Source organism: Actinomadura sp. 9N215 (assembly GCF_044326345.1).
Taxonomy (GTDB): domain Bacteria; phylum Actinomycetota; class Actinomycetes; order Streptosporangiales; family Streptosporangiaceae; genus Spirillospora.
In genome coordinates this window covers 152,209-169,221 of the sequence record NZ_JBIRBA010000003.1, presented here as the reverse complement: position 1 = coordinate 169,221, position 17,013 = coordinate 152,209, and the positions used below count along the sequence as shown (strand labels likewise).

The following is a 17,013-nucleotide window of genomic DNA, read 5'->3' as shown; positions in this document are numbered from 1 at the left end:
TGGGGGAAGGCCCGAGGGAGTCAGTGCGCCCGGAAGCCGGTTTCCGGGACGCTGATCACCGGCGCCGGACGGCGCCGATCATCAAACCTGCTCCCACAGTGCCGGCACATCGGCGGGGTTCCAGCCAGGCTGCGCCTGGTGGCCCTGGATGCACCGGTAGTTCTGACCGTTGTAGGTAACGGTGTCACCGATCTTGTAGACGATGCCCGCGGCCCAGGTGCCCGTGGGCGGGTCCGGCGGGTCCGGCGGGTCGGGGTTGCTGCCGCCGGTGTGGAGCGTCAGGCCGTACACCTGGAGGATCTCGTTGATCGGCTGGTAGAACGTCGTCCCGCCGCTGCTGCAGTTGCCCGAGCCGCCGGACGTCACGCCCTGCGCCTGGGACCCGGAGATGTACGAGCCGCCGGAGTCACCCGGTTCGGCGCACACGGTCGTCCTGGTCACCCCGGTGATGGTGCCCTCGGGGTAGGTGACGCTGGTGTTGTGCTGCGAGATCGTCCCGCAGTGCCAGCCGGTCGTGGAGCCGGAGCGGCACACGGGCTGGCCGACCTGGGTGACCGTCGAGCCGCCGACGGTCGGGTCGGCGACCTTGCCGTAGCCGTTCACCTTGTTGGTCGAGGTCCACTGGCTGTTGGCCGCCACCCAGGCGTAGTCGTTGCCCGGGAAGCTGGAGCCCTGGAAGCTGCCCAGCGCGACACGGTTGTGCCCCTGGACGGCCGTGCCCGCCCGGCCGCAGTGCCCGGCGGTGGCGAAGCCGTGCGTCCCGCTACGCGTGATCGGGAAGCCGACCGAGCAGCGTCCGCCCATGTAGTAGGCGTCGCCGCCGCGGATGTCGTAGTACGTGCGCGGCTTGACGTTCGAGCGCTGGATGGCGACCTTGTCGAGGCTGACCCCGACCGCCTTGACGAGAGCGCGTGCCTTGGCGGGAGAGGAGCTCTGCAGGACGACCTTGTTGCTGCGGACGTCGACGTACCAGACCGGGGTGTGGGCCGGTCCGTTGTGCTGCATGGCACGATCCAGCTGGGCCTTCGCGGCGTCGAGCTCGGCGAGGCTGTGCTCGACGACCTCGGCGCGGGCGCCGTGCGCCGCGATCAGGGCCGCCTTGGCGGGGTTGGTGGTGGCCACGTGGAGCGTGCCGCCGGTCTTGCCGGTGACGTAGCTGCCGGAGTAGCTGCCGGCCAGGCGGATCTGCAGCTTGCCGGCCTTGGCGCCGGTGTCGACCTGGTTGGCCAGCGCCTGCTTCGCCTGCGCCTGGGTGAGGCCGAGGTCGCGCTGCATCGCCTTCAGCAGGTCGGCGGAGGCGCTCGCGGCGTTCGCCGCGGCCAGCGGCTTGGTGTAGGAGCCGGGGGGCAGCTGGTAGGAGCCGGGAGGCTTGGTGTAGGAGCCGGGAGGCTGGGCCGTCGCGGTGCCTTGAATGCCGGCGAGGCCCAGCGCGCCGACGGCGATCACGGCGACCCGAAGGCCGCGTCTGTGAGACATCGTCTCTCCTTGTGTGGGGGTGCGGCAAAGGTAGATTGACTTTGCGCAGGTGAGAAAGCCTCTCCCCGGCCGAGTTCTGGCGAGTTATCGCCGGTGTCGATCTTCGCCATCGCGCATACTTGCCGGGTTCGCCATATCAGGCGGAAAATCAAAGAACTCCATTTGAGTGCGCGAAGATCACGCGCGGACGTGGAAGATGTGCGGTCGCCGCAGCCGCCACGGCAAGAATTTGCGGGTTTCGGACGCGAGTTGGGCCCCGGTCAGCCGGGTCGGATAGCGCGTCCGGAGTCGGATAGTGCGTAGAGGCTTGGCTGCCCCACGCCCTTGCTTCATAATCCGTGCATGTCTCCCGCGCCCGCCACAACCGACGAGAATCCATTCGCGGCTCTCGGTATCACCACTCTGCAGCAGACCCTTTACAGTACGTTGCTGCACCACCCCGGCTGCACAATGAGCGAGCTGGCGGAGTTGTCGGACGAACCCCGGCCGCGGCTGGCGGGGCTCCTTAAGGAACTCGAAGCGCTCGGCATGGTCGGCGTCGACGCGTCCACCGACCCGAAGTACTTTCCCTACCCGCCGGACGCCGTCGTCGAGACGCTGATCCGGCAGCGGGAGACGGAGTTCATCCGCGCGCGCATCGAGGCCAAGCGCCTCAGCGGCGACCTGCTGGCCGCCGAGCAGCGCACCAACCCGCAGAAACTCGTCGAGATCATCGACGGTATGGACGCCGTCGTACAGCGCTACGAGCAGGTCCAGCGCAGCGCGGTCAAAAATGTCAAGGCAATTGACAAGCCGCCCTATGCCGTCGACCCGACGAGCCCGAACGAGGTCGAGCGCGAGCAGATCGGACACGGGGTCGAATACCGCGTCATCTTCACGCCCGACGCGCTCGCCATCCCGGAGAAACTGGAATTGGCGCGGCAGGACGCCGTCATCGGGGAACGCGCCCGCGTGCTGGAGAGCGCGCCGACGAAACTCATCATCGTGGACGACGAAATGGCGTTGATGCCGCTGCGGGGCGACGATCCCGGCATCAGCGCGGTGATCCGCCCGTCGACCCTCCTCGACATTCTCATCAACGTGTTCAACACCTGCTGGGAACAGGCCACCCCGCTGCACGGCGACAACGAGACGGGAGACGTCTGGCCGCGGCTGTCCGAGGCCGACCGGCACCTGCTCACGCTGCTCGCCGCCGGGCTCAAGGACGAGGCGGTCGCCCGCCACACCGGAATGGGCGCGCGTACGGTGAGCCGGCACGTCGCCCGCCTGCTGCGCACCCTCAACGCCCGCACGAGATTCCAGGCGGGCGTCCACGCCGCGCGACGCGACCTGGTCTGAGGCCGCACCTCAATTTGGCTTCACCGGAACCGGCTTTTCAGCCTCTCGAACGATCGGCGCAGGCGCGGCGGAATTCGCGGGACGGCTGCCGAAGCCGGACAGGATCGTTTCCAGCAGCGGCAGCGCGTGCCCTGCCCTTTTCGCGCGGATGACCAGGTCCCACGCGGGCTCGAATTTCTTCCAGCCACCGGCATAGGCGGCGTGCCTGGCCTTGCCGCGCAGCGTCGGCTTGGTCGCGGCGCCGCGCAGGATCGAGCCCCGGCGGTAGAAGTCCCGGTAGGCCCGCCAGTAGCCGTCCTCCAATTGCCGGGCGGTCATCTTCGCGGGCTTGAAGACGACCGTCCGGGTGTCGTAGCGGTCCCAGTCGGAGTGCAGCAGCCGGCCGGCCTTCGCCATGCGGTCGTAGAGGCGCGTCCCCGGATAGGGCGTCAGGATGTGGAAGGTCGCGGTCTCGATCCCCTGGCCGACCGCCCATTCGACGGTGCGGGCGAAGACGCCGGGATCGTCCTCGTCCATTCCGAACACGAAACTGCCGTTGACCATCACGCCGTTGTCGTGCAGCCGCCGCACCACCGCGCCGTAGTCGCGGTCGATGTTCTGCCATTTGCGCTGCTCGGTGAGGTTTCCCGCGTTGACCGTCTCGAACCCGACGAACAGGCTGCGCAGCCCGGACTCGACGGCCTTCTCCAGCAGCCCGGGACGGAGCACCGCCTGCACCGTCCCGGCCGCCTGCCAGAGCCGTCCCATGCCGCGCATTCCGTCGAACAGCGCGGAGGCGAACCGCGCGTTGCCGAACAGGTGGTCGTCCAGGAAATACAGATGCCGCCCCGGCAGCCGCTCGATCTCTTCGAGCGCGGCGTCGACGGTCTGGGTGTAGAAGGATTTCCCGCCCTCGAAGAACGCCTCCTTGTAACAGAAGTCGCACACGTGCGGGCAGCCGCGCGACACCACGATCGAGTTCGGCACCAGGTACCGCTCGCGGGCGATCAGGTCGCGGCGGATCGGCGGCAGCCCGGCGAGCGTCCGCTCGGACGACTCGTACCTGGCCGCCGGGCGCCCGAGCCGGAAGTCGACGAGGAAGCGGGGCCAGGTGTCCTCGCCGGGCCCGCAGAAGATCGTGTCGGCGTGCCGCGCGGCCTCGTCCGGCAGCGAGGTGACGTGCAGCCCGCCCAGGCAGACGTGCGCGCCCCGGGCGCGGTAGAGGTCGGCCAGCTCGTAGGCGCGCCGCGCCGAGGTGATGTAGACCTGGATGACCACGAGGTCGGGCTCGTCGGACGTGTCGACCTTCTGGACGTGCTCGTCGGTGATCGTCACTTCGTCGTCCGGGCCGAGGTACCCGGCGAGCGTCGCGAGGCCCAGCGGCGGGAACAGCGAGTACTTGATCGGCCGGAAGAACGGCGACGTCGCCTCGGTCAGGGCGGGCAGGATCATCTTCACGCGCATGCCCCATTGGACGCCGCCCGCCCCGCTCAAGTGGTGCCCGCCCTGTGCGGATCGTGTGAAGATGTCGTGCCCGCGCCGACGGCCCGCGCGGCCCGCGCGGCCCGCGCCGGCGGGCGGCCCGGGAATCCGCCCGCCGGCGCTGGTGTGCCGCCGGGCCCGGCGCCAGCCCCGCCGGACCCGGCCGTCCATCCCCGTCAGGCCGCCGACGACACGACCGGGGTGTAGTGGGACGCGTCGTCGCCCTCGACGAGGTAGCTGCGCTGGCCGTCGACGCCGACCGGGACGTCTCCGGCGACGGTGACGCGGTGCAGCAGGCGCGGCAGGTCGCCGTAGTCGTCCGGGGCGTAGTGCTGGGTGATGCGGTTGTCGAACACGACCAGGTCGCCCGGCGCCCACACCCACCGCAGGATGTTCTCGGGACGGGTGACGTAGCTCTGGAAGATGTCGAGGATGGCGCGTCCCTCCCGCTGGGACGACAGCCCGACGACGCTCTGCGCGAACCCGCCGATGAACAGGTTCCGCTCGCCCGACTCGGGGTGGACGCGCACGACCGGATGGGCCGTCTTCCACTTGCGGGACAGGAACGCCCTGCGGTGCTCGGCCGCCTTGGCGGGGTCGGCGCCGCCGGCGCCCGGCTTGACGTAGTCGTAGTCGTTGGTGTGGACGGCCCACAGCCGTTCGGCGAGCTCGCACAGCTCGTCGGGCAGGTCGCGGTAGGCGGCGGCGGTGTTGGCGATCAGGGTGTTGCCGCCGTAGGGCGGGATGACCAGGCCGCGCAGCGTGCTGATCTTCGGTGGGGTGCGGACGAAGGTGACGTCGGTGTGCCAGTGGTTGGCCCGTCCGGACTCGCTGTCGACGGGCAGGATCTCGGGCCGCCCGTCGACGGCGGGGACCGTCGGGTGGGCGCCGGTGAGCGCGCCGAACCGGGAGGCGAAGGCGATCTGGTCGTCGTCGGTGAGGTCCTGGCCGCGGAAGCCGAGGACCTTGTGCTCCAGCAGCGCGGCGTGGATCTCGCCGAAGAGCGTGTCGGACAGGTCGCGCACGTCGACGCCGGTGATCTCCGCGCCGATGCGGCCGCCGATCCGGCGGATGTCGAAGTCGGACATGCAGCTACCTCTTCTCGCAGGGGACGCGTAAGGGGAAGGAGCAAGGAGGAAACCCAACGTCCTCAGAGCGAAGCACGGCTCAGGCATGTAGTCAACTATTCCTATCGATTGAGTCGGAAATATTTCCTACTAAAGCTGTTGACTAAGTAGGAAATACCGGGGCATAGTCGCCGTGTGCCCACCCTCCGCTCGCTCGTCGCGCGCCTGCACGTCGACCTCCGGCGCCAGGCCAGCGCCCTCTGTCGCCCCGGGACCTGACGACACGTCCAGTCCGCACCATCCAGGGAGAGGGCCCTTGACCACGACGACGGCAGGCACGGGAACGACACGACGACGACTCATCTCCACGCTCGCGGTGGCGGCCGCCGCCGTCCCGCTCACCGCCGCCTGCGGGGGCGCGGCGGGGAGCGCCCGCCGCACGAGCACCCTCCGCTACCAGGGCTGGACGGGCCAGGTCACGCTGCCGGAACTCGCGGCCGACCTCGGCCACCTGGGCGACGTGCGGCTGAAGTGGATCGGCAACACGATCAGCGGGCCGCAGGACGTCCAGTCCGCGGCGACGGGCCAGGTCGACTTCGGCGGCGCGTTCAACGGCGCGGTCGTCAAGCTGCAGGAGGCCGGGGCGCCGATCACGTCCGTCATCGGCTACTACGGCTCCGACGCGGGGTCCTACACCGGCTTCTTCGTGCTGGACGACAGCCCGATCAGGTCGCCCCGCGACCTGGTCGGCAAGAAGGTCGGGATGAACACGCTCGGCGGCCACTCGCAGGCCGTGCAGGACCTCTACCTGCGCCGCAACGGGCTGTCCAGTGCCGACATCGGCAAGGTCGAGTCGCTGGCGGTGCCGCCGGTCACCATGGAGCAGTCGCTGCGGCAGGGACGGCTCGACGTCGCCGCGCTCAGCGGGATCTTCCGCGACAAGGCGATCGAGGCCGGCGGCGTGCGCACGCTGTTCAAGGACCTCGACTTCCTCGGCGAGTTCACCGCCGGCTCCTACGTCTTCCGCGACGACTTCGTCGAACGCAACCCCGGCACCGTCCGCGCCTTCACCGCCGGCATCGCCAGGACCATCGAATGGTCGCGGACACGGCCGCGCGCCGAGGTCGTCGACCGCATGACGAAGATCCTGCGGTCGCGGGGACGCAACGAGAACGATGCCGCGCTCCGGTACTGGAAGTCGTGGGGCGTGGCGGGCGCGGGCGGCGTGATGACCGACCGGGAGTTCGACACCTGGCGCGCCTGGCTGGAGGACGTCGGCCAGATCCCGAAGGGCCGGGTCAAGGCCGCAGACCTGTACACCAACGAGTTCAACCCGTACGCGGGCGGCGGGAGCGGGCGATGACGAAGACCGCGAACACTGCGAAGACCGGAGACATCGCCAAGACGGCGAAGATCAGCGTCTCCGGGGTCGGGAAGACGTTCGCCGTCCGGGGCGGCGGCGCGGTCACCGCGCTCCACGACGTCCGGCTGGACGTCGCGAGCGGCGAGTTCCTCGTCGTGGTCGGGCCGTCCGGGTGCGGCAAGTCCACCCTGCTCGACCTGATCGGCGGGCTGGCGGCGCCGTCGTCCGGGCGCGTCCTCATCGACGGGAAGGAGGTGACAGGACCCGCCCTCGACCGGGGCATCGTGTTCCAGCAGTACGCGCTGCTCCCGTGGCGGACGGCGCTGCGCAACGTCGAGTTCGGCCTGGAGGCGGCGTCCGCCCGCACCGGGCTCCGCCGCCGGGAACGGTCCCGGATCGCCCGCGAGCATCTGGACCTCGTCGGCCTGTCCGGGTTCGCGGACCGCTACCCGCACGAGCTGTCCGGCGGCATGAAGCAGCGGGTCGCGATCGCCCGCAGCCTCGCCTACGACCCGGACGTGCTGCTCATGGACGAGCCGTTCGCCGCCCTCGACGCGCAGACCCGCGAGTCGCTGCAGGACGAGCTGCTGCGCATCTGGGCGCGCACCGGCAAGACCGTCGTGTTCATCACCCACGGCATCGACGAGGCCGTCTACCTGGGCGGACGCGTCGCCGTGCTGACCGCGCGGCCCGGCACCGTGAAGGAGGTCGTGGACATCGACCTCGGCCCGCGCGACGCCGACGAGGACGTCCGCTCCAGCCCGGAGTTCGCGGCGCACCGGCACCGGGTCTGGTCGCTGCTGCGCGACGAGGTCCAGACGGCCCAGCGGCTGACCGCGCCGTCGACGCCGCGGAAGGAGGTGGTCCGCCATGGTTAGCACCGAGCAGGCGCCCGCGCTCGTCGAGCCCGCCGAGCCCGCCGCCGTACCGTCCAGGCCGGGGAGGCGCCGCCCGGACGCCCGGCGCGCTGTCGCGGCGACGGCCACCGTGCTGGGCTCCGCCTTCCGCCGGACGATCGCGCTCATCGCGTTCTTCGCCCTCTGGGAGCTGGCTCCGCGCGCCGGCCTGGTCGACCCGATCTTCCTGCCGCCGGTGTCGGAGGTCGTCCCGGCGCTGTGGGACCTGGCCGTAGGCGGCCAGCTGTGGCGCAACACCGAGACGAGCCTGGTCCGCTCGCTGTCCGGGTTCGGGCTGGCGATCGTCGTCGCGGTGCCGCTCGGCCTGCTGATCGGCTGGTACCGGCCGGTCGCCGAGCTGCTGAACCCGCTGCTCGAACTGTTCCGCAACACCGCCGCGATCGCGCTGCTGCCGGTGTTCATCCTGATCCTCGGCATCGGCGAGACGTCGAAGGTCGCCATCGTCCTGTACGCGTGCACCTGGCCGATCCTGCTGAACACGATCAGCGCCGTCCGGACCGTGGACCCGACGCTCGTGAAGTCCGCGCGGTCGCTGGGGCTGCCCGCGCCGCGCATCTTCCAGAAGGTCATCCTGCCCGCCGCCGTCCCGACGGTCTTCACCGGCATCCGGCTGGCCGGCGCCACCGCCGTGCTGGTGATGATCGTCGCCGAGATGGTGGGCGCGAAGGAGGGGCTCGGGTTCCTGATCAACTCGTCCCAGCAGAACTTCGCGATCAACGACATGTACGCCGGGATCATCGCGATCTCGGTGCTGGGGCTGCTGTTCAACCAGCTGCTCGTCCTGCTGGAGCGCCGCTTCACCCGCTGGCGCACCGACACCGGCCGCTAGCCCCCCGGGCCGCAGGGTTCAGCGGCCTCCGGTCCCGTCCGCCGATCCGCGGACGGGACCGTCCGCATGAACGAGGCGATTCTTACGTCAAAGCCATGTATCGGCGCCCCCAAATGTCTGTATCATTCTATCTCGATCAAACATGTAGACAATGTAGGGGAGGGGCGCGATGTCCGGACGCAAGGCGGGGTTGGCGCTGGGGCTGGCGGCAGTCGTCGTGGGGGCGGCGGCGGGCTGCGGCGGCTCGGCGGACGCCGGTGGCGGGAAGGTCCGGCTCTCGCTGGTGGCCTACTCAACGCCCCAGGCCGCGTACGAGGCGATCATCAAGGAGTACCAGAAGACGCCCGAAGGCAAGAAGGTCACGTTCACCAAGTCCTACGGCTCGTCGGGCGAGCAGAGCCGGGCGGTGGCGTCCGGGCTGAAGGCCGACGTCGTCGCGCTGTCCCTGGAGCCGGACATGACGCGGCTGGTCGACGGCGGCCACGTCGCCGGCGACTGGAACACCGGCCCCGACAAGGGGATGGTCACCGACTCGGTCGTCGTCCTGGCGACCCGCAAGGGCAACCCCAAGAACGTCAAGACCTGGGACGACCTGCTCAAGCCCGGCGTCGAGGTCATCACGCCCAACCCGTTCACGTCCGGCGGGGCGCGCTGGAACGTGCTCGCGGGCTACGGCGCCAAGGCGAACAAGGGCACCGACAAGGCGGCCGGCACCGCCTACCTGCACAGTCTCTTCAAGAACGTGCCCGTCCAGGACTCCAGCGCCCGCAAGTCGCTGCAGACGTTCGCGGGCGGCAAGGGCGACGTGCTGCTGGCGTACGAGAACGAGGCCATCTTCGCCAAGCAGAGCAACCAGCCGATCGACTACACGGTGCCCGACTCCACCATCCTGATCGAGAACCCGGTCGCGGTGACGAAGAAGAGCGCCCACCCCAAGGAGGCCCAGGCCTTCCTGAAGTTCCTGTACGGCAAGAAGGCGCAGGAGATCTTCGTCAAGAACGGCTACCGCCCGGCGGTGGACGGCGTCCCAGGCGCGGAGAAGTTCCCGCGTCCGGCCGGGCTGTTCACGATCAACGACCTGGGCGGATGGAAGACCGTGTCTGACGAGTTCTTCGACCCCAAGGGCAGCATCATGGCCGAGGTCGAGAAGAGCATCGGCGTCTCGGTGGAGGGTTAGGCCGCCTCGGATGAGCGAGACGACGAAGAACACGACGACGACCGAGACCGAGATGGTCCCGGTGGCCGGGACGGCCGGCCCGAACCTCCCGCCGGGGGGCAAGGGCCGGTCCGTCCGGACCGGGCGGGGCGGTGCCGGCCGGCCGGCGGGGCTGGGCGGGGCGGGCGGCACCGCGATCGGCCTGGGCACCGCGACGATCTTCCTGAGCGCGGTGGTGCTGATCCCGCTGGCCGCCGTGATCTGGAAGGGCGCCGAGCAGGGGCCCACCAGTTTCTGGGAGGCGATCACCACCCCGGACGCCTGGGCCGCGCTGAAGCTGACCATGATCGCGTCGTTGCTGGTGGCGCTGGTGAACCTGGTCATGGGGACGCTGATCGCGTGGGTCCTCGTCCGCGACTCCTTCCCCGGCAAGGGCCTGATCGACCTGCTGATCGACCTGCCGTTCGCGCTGCCCACGATCGTGGCGGGCCTGGTCCTGCTGACGTTGTACGGGACCGACAGCCCGCTGGGCGTCTCGCTGGCGTACACCCGGGCGGGCGTGGTGGTGGCGCTGCTGTTCGTGACGCTGCCGTTCGTGGTCCGCACCGTCCAGCCGGTCCTGCTGGAACTGGACAAGGACATGGAGCAGGCCGCGGCGTCGCTGGGCGCCGGCAACTGGACGATCTTCCGGCGGATCATCCTGCCGAACCTGGTGCCCGCGATGCTGGCGGGCACCGCCCTGGCCTTCACCCGGGCCGTCGCGGAGTTCGGCTCGACGGTGCTGATCTCCGGGAACGTCCCGTTCAAGACGCAGGTCGCGGCCGTGCACATCTTCGGGCAGATCGAGAGCGACAACACCGCCGCCGCGGCGGCGACGTCGACGGCGCTGCTCGTGCTGTCGCTGCTGGTCCTGCTGTCGATCGACCTGCTGCGCCGATGGGGGGCCCGCCGTGGCTAAGCACGGGATGCGCGTGATCGTCCTGGCCTACCTGCTGTTCCTGCTGATCCTGCCGGTCGGGCTGATCTTCTGGCGGACGTTCGAGAAGGGCCCTGGCCCGTTCATCGACGCGCTCACGACGCATTCGGCCCTGCACGCCTTCCAGGTGACGCTCGTCGTCGCGGGCTGGGCGGTCGTGCTGAACACGCTGTTCGGCGTGCTGACCGCGCTGCTGCTCGTCCGGCACACGTTCCCGGGGAAGCGCCTGCTCAACGCGCTGATCGACCTGCCGCTCGCGGTGTCCCCCGTCGTCGTCGGGCTGGCGCTGATCCTGGTGTACGGCGCGTTCAGCCCGGCGGGCGGCTGGCTGGAGGGCCGCGGCATCCAGATCATCTTCTCCACTCCGGGGATGGTGCTGGCGACCGTGTTCGTCTGCCTGCCGCTCGTCGTGCGGGCGATCGTCCCCGTCCTGGAGGAGATGGGCGACGAGCAGGAACAGGCCGCGCAGACCCTGGGCGCGGGCGGCTGGCAGACGTTCCGCCGCATCACCCTCCCCGGCATCCGGGCCGCGCTCGGCTACGGCATCGTCCTCTCCCTGGCCCGCGCGCTGGGGGAGTACGGCGCGGTGGCCGTCGTGTCCGGCCGGACCGTCGACCAGACCCAGACCCTGACGCTGTTCGTCGAGGAGCGCTTCGAGAACTTCGACGTGCAGGCGTCCTACGCCGCCGCGCTCGCGCTGGCGGTCATCGCGGTCGCCAGCCTGCTGGCGACCAAGCTCCTGCGACCGAAGGACGGCTCCTGATGGCGATCGAAGTCCGAGATGTGAACAAGTCGTTCGGCGAGGGGGCCGTCCTGAAGGACGTGTCCGTGGACGTGGCGTCCGGCTCGCTCACCGCGCTGCTCGGCCCGAGCGGCGGCGGCAAGTCCACCCTGCTGCGCGTGATCGCGGGCCTGGAACGGCCCGACTCGGGTCTGGTGCTGATCTCCGGCAAGGACGCGACCCGGCTGCCGCCGCAGCGGCGCGGCGTCGGGTTCGTGTTCCAGCACTACGCGGCGTTCAAGCACATGACGGTTTTCGAGAACGTGGCGTTCGGGTTGAAGATCCGAAAACGTCCGAAGCCGGAGATCAAGAAACGGGTCGAGGAGCTGCTGGAGCTCGTCCATCTCGACCAGTTCGCCGCCCGGTACCCGGCGCAGTTGTCGGGCGGGCAGCGGCAGCGGATGGCCCTCGCCAGGGCGCTCGCCGTCGACCCTGAGGTGCTGCTGCTGGACGAGCCGTTCGGCGCGCTGGACGCCCAGGTCCGCAAGGAGCTGCGGACGTGGCTGCGCCGCCTGCACGACGAGGTGCACGTCACGACCGTCTTCGTCACCCACGACCAGGAGGAGGCGATCGAGGTCGCCGACACGATCGTGGTGCTGGCGGACGGCGTCGTCCAGCAGGCCGGGGCACCGGGCGACATCTACGACAACCCGGCGAGCCCGTTCGTGATGCGGTTCCTCGGGCCGGTCACGGAGATCGGCGGGCGGCTGCTGCGGCCGCACGACGTCGAGCTGTCCGCCGAGCCCGGGCCCGGCACGACCCCCGCGGTGATCACGCGGGTGGTGCGGCTCGGGTTCGAGACGCGGGTGGAGTTCCAGGTGCGGGGGCCGGGGGCCGAGCACGAGGCGTGGGCGCAGATGACGAGGGAGTCGGCCAGGCGGCTGTCGGCGGAGGCGGGCGCCGAGGTCCATGTCCGGCCGTCCGCGCGGGCCGCGACCGTCCCGGCGAGCTGATGCGACCTGGGACCGGGGAGCAGCGCGTTGTACGTCACCGCCCGCACCGACTACGCGATGCGCGCCCTGCTGGCCATGGCGGCCGCGGGGCCGGAGCCGATCAGCACCCCCGCGCTCGCCGAGGCCGAGCAGATGCCGTTCACCTTCTTGCAGACCATTCTCGGGGAGCTGCGGCGGTCGCGGCTCGTGGTCAGCCAGCGGGGCCACGACGGCGGTTACCGGCTGGCGCGGCCCGCGTCGCAGATCACGGTCGGCGAGGTGTTGCGCGCCATGGACACCACCTTCGCCCCGTCGGACGGCGACCCCCGGCCGACCGACCGTCCTCCCGCGTCGCGTGCCGCGGAGAACCTTGAGCGGCTGTGGCGGGCGGCGGACGTCGCCCTGCGCCGCGTCCTGGACGAGACCACGCTGGACGATCTCGCCCGCGGCCGCTTGCCCGCCCACGTCCAGACCCTAGCGAACTATTCAGATTGATTAAGTAGGGAATTCCTGTCATGCTGGTCCCCATGAGTTCCCGGGCCCCGCTCTGGTCCCGGCGGCATGTCGATCTCGGACGCCTGGCCGCCGGGCTGTGTCGTCGTGCCCGCCTGACGACGGATGGACCGACGAGAGATCAGGGGAACGAATCGCATGACTGTCAGCATCACCGCACTGGGGGGTTCCGGCCTGGCCGCCACGGTTTCTGACCTGGCCGAACGGTGCGACGAATGGCTCCCGCGGGTCCGCCTGGACCCGCGGGGCCGCTGGTACGAGCGCCTGCACCGCGACGCCGGGCAGGAGATCTGGCTGATCAGCTGGCTGCCCGGCCAGACCACCGGCCTGCATGACCACGGGGGTTCGCGGGGCGCGTTCGCGGTCGCGCTCGGCAGCCTGGAGGAGCGGGACCTGAGCGGCGTGCGCGAGGTCGCGTCCGGCGGGACCCGCGCGTTCGGCGCCGAGTACATCCACGAGGTGCGCAACGTGTCGGCCGCGCCCGCGGTCAGCGTCCACGTCTACTCGCCGCCGCTGGCGACCATGAACCGCTACGACATCGTCGGCGACCGGCTGGTCCGGCTGGCTACGGAAGAAGCCACCCAATGGTGAGCGACGCGGCGGTGAGCGAGAGGGTGGGGCGCGCGGCGGCGGGGCGACGGCGGTGACGCGGCCCCGCACGATCGACGACGTCCTGGCCGACGCCCGCGCCCGCCTCCGGCGGCTGACCCCGGAGTCGGCGCACGCCCGGTGGCGGGAGGGCGCCCTGCTGGTCGACATCCGCCCGGCGGCCCAGCGCGCGGACGAGGGCGAGGTGCCGGGCGCGCTCGTGATCGAGCGCAACGTCCTGGAATGGCGCCTGGACCCCGCCTCCGACGCCCGCATCCCGGAGGCCACCGGGCACGACGTGCGCGTGATCGTCCTGTGTTCGGAGGGCTACACGTCCAGCCTGGCCGCAGCCGCGCTGCACGAGCTGGGCCTGGAGCACGCGACCGACGTGGCGGGCGGCTTCCGCGCCTGGCGCGCGGCGGGCCTCCCCACCACGGGCCTCCCCACCACCGGCGGCGGCCCGGCCTGAGGGCCTTTTCCTATTTAACCTATTGACTTAGTAGGAAATATGGATGACGATGGGCCCGTGAACCCGAGTGAGGCACTGGTCGCACGGCTGCACGTCGATCTCAGGCGGCAGGCCGGCGCGCTGTGTTCCCGTCGCTGATCCCGCGTGCCCAATCCGTACCGGATCCGACGGCTCACCCGGAGGTCTCATCATGCCGATCGCCGACAGCAACGCTTCGTCCGCCCGCCATCCCCGCGCACGCTCCTTCGAGCTGTACGGCCTCGAAGACCCCCGCCTCGACGACGTCGAGGTGTACCTGCGCGACCCGCAACCCGAGGTGCGCGACGCCGCCCTCGGGATCCTCATCAAGAGCGCGCGCGCCGGGCGCGCCCCCCACGGCACGGGCGACGCGCTGGCGTGGGCGCTGGCCGACGAGCACGAGCGCGTCCGCCGCGTCGCGGCCGGGGCCCTGCGCGACCTGCCCGAGATCTACCTCGCCGACGACGGCGTCAAGGCGCTGAGGCTGGCCGCCGCGCGCGGGCGCGAGCCGTTCGTCCGCGAGATCGCCGCCGAGCTCCTCGCCGGCCTGACCGAGGCGGCGGGCGACCTGTACGCCCACGGCCTGGACGGCGGCGAGGTCCACGTCCGGGTGCAGGCCGTGCTCGGCCTCGTCGCGCTGCACGCGGTCGAGCGGGTGGTCGAGGCCGCCGACGACCCGGCCCGCGAGGTCCGGGTGGTCGTGGCCCAGGGGCTGGCGCGCATCGCGCGGCCCGACGGGCTGCCCGCCCTGGCGCACCTGCTCGTCGACCACGACCCGGGCGTCCGCATGGCCGCGCTGGACGCCGCCGCCGCGCTCGGCGTGCCGGAGGACCTGGAGCTCCGCGTGGTGGCCGCCCTCTTCGACGACGCGAGCTGGCGGGTTCGCAAGACCGCCGCCGCCGCGCTGGCGCAGGCCGACCCGGACGGGGCCGTCCAGCCGCTGATCAGGGCACTGCGCGACCGGACCGTGGACGTCCGGCGGGCCGCCGTCCGGTCGCTGGAGCAGTGGGCGCCCGACCGTCCCGAGGTCCTCGCCGCCCTCACCGAGGCCCTGTCCGATCCGGACCCGGGCGTTCGCACGCAGATCCGCTGGGCGCTCGCCTGACACCGTCGACGGCCAAGGCACTCCCCGCTCACACCGTCTTCCATGGTATTCCAGTAGGTTTTATCAGAAAGGGTCAGGCATGAGTGAGACCGGCGACGGTGGGAGCGTGAGCAGGAGGGGCTTCGCCGCGGCGGGAGCCGTCGTGGCCGGGGTCGCGGCGGGCGCGGCGCTGCCGGGCGGCACCGCATCGGCGCGGACGGCCGAACGGGAGTTCCGCGCCGACCCCGACCGCGGTCACCGCCCGACCCGGCCCAACATCCTGGTCGTCATCGGCGACGACCTGGGCTGGGCCGACCTGAGCAGTTACGGCTCGCCCCACATCAGGACCCCCAACCTGGACCGCCTCGCCCGCGGCGGCGTGCGCTTCACCCAGGGCTACTCGGCCGCGGCCGTCTGCTCGCCCACCCGGTTCGCGCTCTACACCGGCCGCTATCCGGGACGGCTCCGCGGCGGGCTGGAAGAACCCATCGCCCGTCCTGACAAGCTCGTCGGCATCCCGCCCGCGCATCCCACCCTGGGGTCGCTGCTGAAGGGCGCCGGCTACTCCACCGCCATGTTCGGCAAGTGGCACTGCGGCTTCCTGCCCTGGTACAGCCCGGTCAAGTCCGGCTGGGACGTGTTCTTCGGCAACCTGTCGGGCGCCGTCGACTACTACTCCAAGGTCTCCGGCACGGGCGTGGACCTGTACGAGGGAGAGGTGCCTGCCGAGTCGCTCGACTACTACACCGACACCCTCGCCGACCGCGCCGCCGACTTCATCCGGCGCGACCACGACAAGCCGTGGCTGCTCAACCTCAACTTCACCGCCGCGCACTGGCCGTGGGAGGCGCCCGGCGACCGGGACGTGAGCGCGCACATCACCGCGCGCATCAAGGCGGGCGACTCGCGGGCGCTGTGGCACGACGACGGCGGCTCCCTGGACACCTACCGCAAGATGGTCGAGAGCCTGGACGCCGCCGTCGGACGCGTCCTGCGCGCCCTGCGCGCCACCCGCCAGGACAAGGACACCATCGTCCTGTTCAGCAGCGACAACGGCGGCGAGCGCTGGTCGTACCAGTGGCCGCTGTCCGGCGGGAAGGGCGAGCTGCGGGAGGGCGGCATCCGGGTCCCGAACATCCTGCGCTGGCCGGCGGCGATCCGGCCCGGCCAGGTCAGCCACGTGCCCGTCATCACCCACGACTGGACCGCCACGCTGCTGGACGCGGCCGGTGTGCGCCCCGGCGCCGCCCATCCGCTCGACGGGCACAGCCTCGTCCCGTACCTGCGGCAGGGGGCGCTGCCGCCGCGCCGCGACCTGTTCTGGCGGACGAGGGAGGAGCGGGCGCTGCGCCGCGGCGACTGGAAGTACCTGCGCACGGCCGCCGGCGAGACCCTCCACAACCTGTCCGCCGACCCCCGGGAACAGGCCGACCTCGCCCGCCGCCACCCGGCCCTGCTCACCGACCTGCGCGCCGCCTGGGAGAAGATCGACGGTGACCTGCTGCCCTATCCGGAGGCATGATGGCGGGGTGAACGTCGCAGACTCGTCCCCGTGGCGGGAACTGACCAACGTCGAAGGGCTTCCGCTGCTGGGCGGACACGGCCGCGTCAGGCTCCGGCTGCAAGGAGACCAGGGCATCCTCTGGGAGGTCTTCTACCCGGCCGGTGTGCGCTCGCCTGAGCACCGCCATTCCCACGACAGCTACATCTACCTGCTCAGCGGGCTCCTCACCGGGACGGTCGACGGCGAACCCGCCCGGCTCGAACCCGGCCAGACCCTGCTCCACCCCACCGCCGTCCCGCACACCGTCGAGGCCGTCCGCGACAGCACCTGGCTGGAGTTCAAGGCACCCCCGAGCGCCGCCTGGAAATAGAGCACCCGGGGCGGCTGGGGCCGTCCAACCGCGAGATAGCGAATTCGCTCCATTTGGGTGTCACCATGGTAAAGACCCACGTCACGAACCTGATGCGCAAGACGGGGTGCAGCAATCGGATCGGTTCGGCGGTCCTGGCGGTCCAATCCGGCATAGCCTCCGACTGAGCTA

At 71.0% G+C, this 17,013-nt stretch carries 20 protein-coding genes; 17 read left to right on the top strand and 3 right to left on the bottom strand.

Features of this window, described 5'->3' with window-relative positions; genetic code table 11:
* Positions 1-81 precede the first annotated feature (81 nt).
* Positions 82-1,476: a carbohydrate-binding protein gene (locus ACH34T_RS06220; RefSeq protein WP_395990998.1), complete on the bottom strand. Its 1,395-nt coding sequence runs from the start codon at positions 1,474-1,476 to the stop codon at positions 82-84.
* Positions 1,477-1,818: 342 nt separating this feature from the next.
* On the opposite strand from ACH34T_RS06220, the gene ACH34T_RS06215 reads away from it, so the two are divergent.
* Entirely contained in the window at positions 1,819-2,814 is a 996-nt protein-coding gene (locus tag ACH34T_RS06215) for a helix-turn-helix domain-containing protein (protein ID WP_395990997.1), read from the top strand.
* 9 nt (positions 2,815-2,823) lie between these two features.
* On the opposite strand, the gene ACH34T_RS06210 is transcribed toward ACH34T_RS06215, so the two are convergent.
* Both ACH34T_RS06210 and ACH34T_RS06205 read right to left on the bottom strand, forming a co-directional pair.
* Positions 2,824-4,257 carry a B12-binding domain-containing radical SAM protein gene (locus ACH34T_RS06210; protein ID WP_395990996.1) on the bottom strand — a complete coding sequence of 478 codons (1,434 nt, stop codon included), beginning with the start codon at positions 4,255-4,257 and terminating at the stop codon, positions 2,824-2,826.
* A 194-nt stretch (positions 4,258-4,451) separates the two neighbouring features.
* Positions 4,452-5,363, bottom strand: a complete 912-nt coding sequence (locus ACH34T_RS06205; RefSeq protein WP_395990995.1) for a TauD/TfdA dioxygenase family protein — start codon at positions 5,361-5,363, stop codon at positions 4,452-4,454.
* 174 nt (positions 5,364-5,537) lie between these two features.
* Between ACH34T_RS06205 and ACH34T_RS06200 the strand changes: the two genes are divergently transcribed.
* The 16 genes from ACH34T_RS06200 (at position 5,538) to ACH34T_RS06125 (ending at position 17,009) form a co-directional block, all read left to right on the top strand.
* The gene (locus tag ACH34T_RS06200) at positions 5,538-5,621 is read left to right on the top strand and encodes a putative leader peptide (RefSeq protein ID WP_395991383.1); all 84 of its coding nucleotides are present in this window, start codon (positions 5,538-5,540) and stop codon (positions 5,619-5,621) included.
* Between the two features lie 37 nt (positions 5,622-5,658).
* Positions 5,659-6,705, top strand: a complete 1,047-nt coding sequence (locus tag ACH34T_RS06195; RefSeq protein WP_395990994.1) for an ABC transporter substrate-binding protein — start codon at positions 5,659-5,661, stop codon at positions 6,703-6,705.
* Entirely contained in the window at positions 6,702-7,583 is an 882-nt protein-coding gene (locus ACH34T_RS06190) for an ABC transporter ATP-binding protein (RefSeq protein ID WP_395990993.1), read from the top strand. Before ACH34T_RS06195 ends, ACH34T_RS06190 begins: the two co-directional genes overlap by 4 nt.
* Positions 7,576-8,451 (top strand): ABC transporter permease, encoded by an 876-nt coding sequence (locus ACH34T_RS06185; protein ID WP_395990992.1) that lies wholly within the window; start codon positions 7,576-7,578, stop codon positions 8,449-8,451. Before ACH34T_RS06190 ends, ACH34T_RS06185 begins: the two co-directional genes overlap by 8 nt.
* 169 nt (positions 8,452-8,620) lie before the next feature.
* Entirely contained in the window at positions 8,621-9,628 is a 1,008-nt protein-coding gene (locus ACH34T_RS06180) for a sulfate ABC transporter substrate-binding protein (RefSeq protein ID WP_395990991.1), read from the top strand.
* 10 nt (positions 9,629-9,638) lie between these two features.
* A complete protein-coding gene (cysT, locus tag ACH34T_RS06175) occupies positions 9,639-10,565 on the top strand; it encodes a sulfate ABC transporter permease subunit CysT (RefSeq protein WP_395990990.1) in 927 nt (308 codons plus the stop codon).
* Positions 10,558-11,346, top strand: a complete 789-nt coding sequence (locus ACH34T_RS06170; RefSeq protein ID WP_395990989.1) for a sulfate ABC transporter permease subunit — start codon at positions 10,558-10,560, stop codon at positions 11,344-11,346. The genes cysT and ACH34T_RS06170 overlap by 8 nt, the downstream gene beginning before the upstream one ends.
* Positions 11,346-12,317 carry a sulfate/molybdate ABC transporter ATP-binding protein gene (locus tag ACH34T_RS06165; RefSeq protein WP_395990988.1) on the top strand — a complete coding sequence of 324 codons (972 nt, stop codon included), beginning with the start codon at positions 11,346-11,348 and terminating at the stop codon, positions 12,315-12,317. The genes ACH34T_RS06170 and ACH34T_RS06165 overlap by 1 nt, the downstream gene beginning before the upstream one ends.
* Before the next feature lie 27 nt (positions 12,318-12,344).
* Positions 12,345-12,791, top strand: coding sequence for an RrF2 family transcriptional regulator (locus ACH34T_RS06160; RefSeq protein ID WP_395990987.1), 447 nt, complete (start codon positions 12,345-12,347; stop codon positions 12,789-12,791).
* 156 nt (positions 12,792-12,947) lie between these two features.
* A complete protein-coding gene (locus tag ACH34T_RS06155; protein WP_395990986.1) occupies positions 12,948-13,400 on the top strand; it encodes a cysteine dioxygenase in 453 nt (150 codons plus the stop codon).
* 52 nt (positions 13,401-13,452) lie between these two features.
* Positions 13,453-13,866, top strand: a complete 414-nt coding sequence (locus tag ACH34T_RS06150; protein WP_395990985.1) for a rhodanese-like domain-containing protein — start codon at positions 13,453-13,455, stop codon at positions 13,864-13,866.
* 39 nt (positions 13,867-13,905) lie between these two features.
* Positions 13,906-14,004 (top strand): putative leader peptide, encoded by a 99-nt coding sequence (locus ACH34T_RS06145; RefSeq protein WP_395990984.1) that lies wholly within the window; start codon positions 13,906-13,908, stop codon positions 14,002-14,004.
* A gap of 52 nt (positions 14,005-14,056) precedes the next feature.
* Positions 14,057-14,989 (top strand): HEAT repeat domain-containing protein, encoded by a 933-nt coding sequence (locus tag ACH34T_RS06140; RefSeq protein ID WP_395990983.1) that lies wholly within the window; start codon positions 14,057-14,059, stop codon positions 14,987-14,989.
* A 79-nt stretch (positions 14,990-15,068) separates the two neighbouring features.
* Positions 15,069-16,490: a sulfatase-like hydrolase/transferase gene (locus ACH34T_RS06135; protein ID WP_395990982.1), complete on the top strand. Its 1,422-nt coding sequence runs from the start codon at positions 15,069-15,071 to the stop codon at positions 16,488-16,490.
* A 7-nt stretch (positions 16,491-16,497) separates the two neighbouring features.
* Entirely contained in the window at positions 16,498-16,842 is a 345-nt protein-coding gene (locus ACH34T_RS06130; RefSeq protein WP_395990981.1) for a cupin domain-containing protein, read from the top strand.
* The gene (locus ACH34T_RS06125) at positions 16,800-17,009 is read left to right on the top strand and encodes a response regulator transcription factor (protein ID WP_395991382.1); all 210 of its coding nucleotides are present in this window, start codon (positions 16,800-16,802) and stop codon (positions 17,007-17,009) included. The genes ACH34T_RS06130 and ACH34T_RS06125 overlap by 43 nt, the downstream gene beginning before the upstream one ends.
* Positions 17,010-17,013 lie beyond the last annotated feature (4 nt).

Excerpts from the sequence above, each read along its gene's own strand:
- ACH34T_RS06220 (WP_395990998.1), bottom strand. The coding sequence starts at position 1,476 with ATGTCTCACAGACGCGGCCTTCGGGTCGCCGTGATCGCCGTCGGCGCG.
- ACH34T_RS06215 (WP_395990997.1), top strand. The coding sequence starts at position 1,819 with ATGTCTCCCGCGCCCGCCACAACCGACGAGAATCCATTCGCGGCTCTC.
- ACH34T_RS06210 (WP_395990996.1), bottom strand. The coding sequence starts at position 4,257 with ATGCGCGTGAAGATGATCCTGCCCGCCCTGACCGAGGCGACGTCGCCG.
- ACH34T_RS06205 (WP_395990995.1), bottom strand. The coding sequence starts at position 5,363 with ATGTCCGACTTCGACATCCGCCGGATCGGCGGCCGCATCGGCGCGGAG.
- ACH34T_RS06190 (WP_395990993.1), top strand. The coding sequence starts at position 6,702 with ATGACGAAGACCGCGAACACTGCGAAGACCGGAGACATCGCCAAGACG.
- ACH34T_RS06185 (WP_395990992.1), top strand. The coding sequence starts at position 7,576 with ATGGTTAGCACCGAGCAGGCGCCCGCGCTCGTCGAGCCCGCCGAGCCC.
- ACH34T_RS06180 (WP_395990991.1), top strand. The coding sequence starts at position 8,621 with ATGTCCGGACGCAAGGCGGGGTTGGCGCTGGGGCTGGCGGCAGTCGTC.
- cysT (WP_395990990.1), top strand. The coding sequence starts at position 9,639 with ATGAGCGAGACGACGAAGAACACGACGACGACCGAGACCGAGATGGTC.
- ACH34T_RS06165 (WP_395990988.1), top strand. The coding sequence starts at position 11,346 with ATGGCGATCGAAGTCCGAGATGTGAACAAGTCGTTCGGCGAGGGGGCC.
- ACH34T_RS06155 (WP_395990986.1), top strand. The coding sequence starts at position 12,948 with ATGACTGTCAGCATCACCGCACTGGGGGGTTCCGGCCTGGCCGCCACG.
- ACH34T_RS06145 (WP_395990984.1), top strand. The coding sequence starts at position 13,906 with ATGGATGACGATGGGCCCGTGAACCCGAGTGAGGCACTGGTCGCACGG.
- ACH34T_RS06140 (WP_395990983.1), top strand. The coding sequence starts at position 14,057 with ATGCCGATCGCCGACAGCAACGCTTCGTCCGCCCGCCATCCCCGCGCA.
- ACH34T_RS06135 (WP_395990982.1), top strand. The coding sequence starts at position 15,069 with ATGAGTGAGACCGGCGACGGTGGGAGCGTGAGCAGGAGGGGCTTCGCC.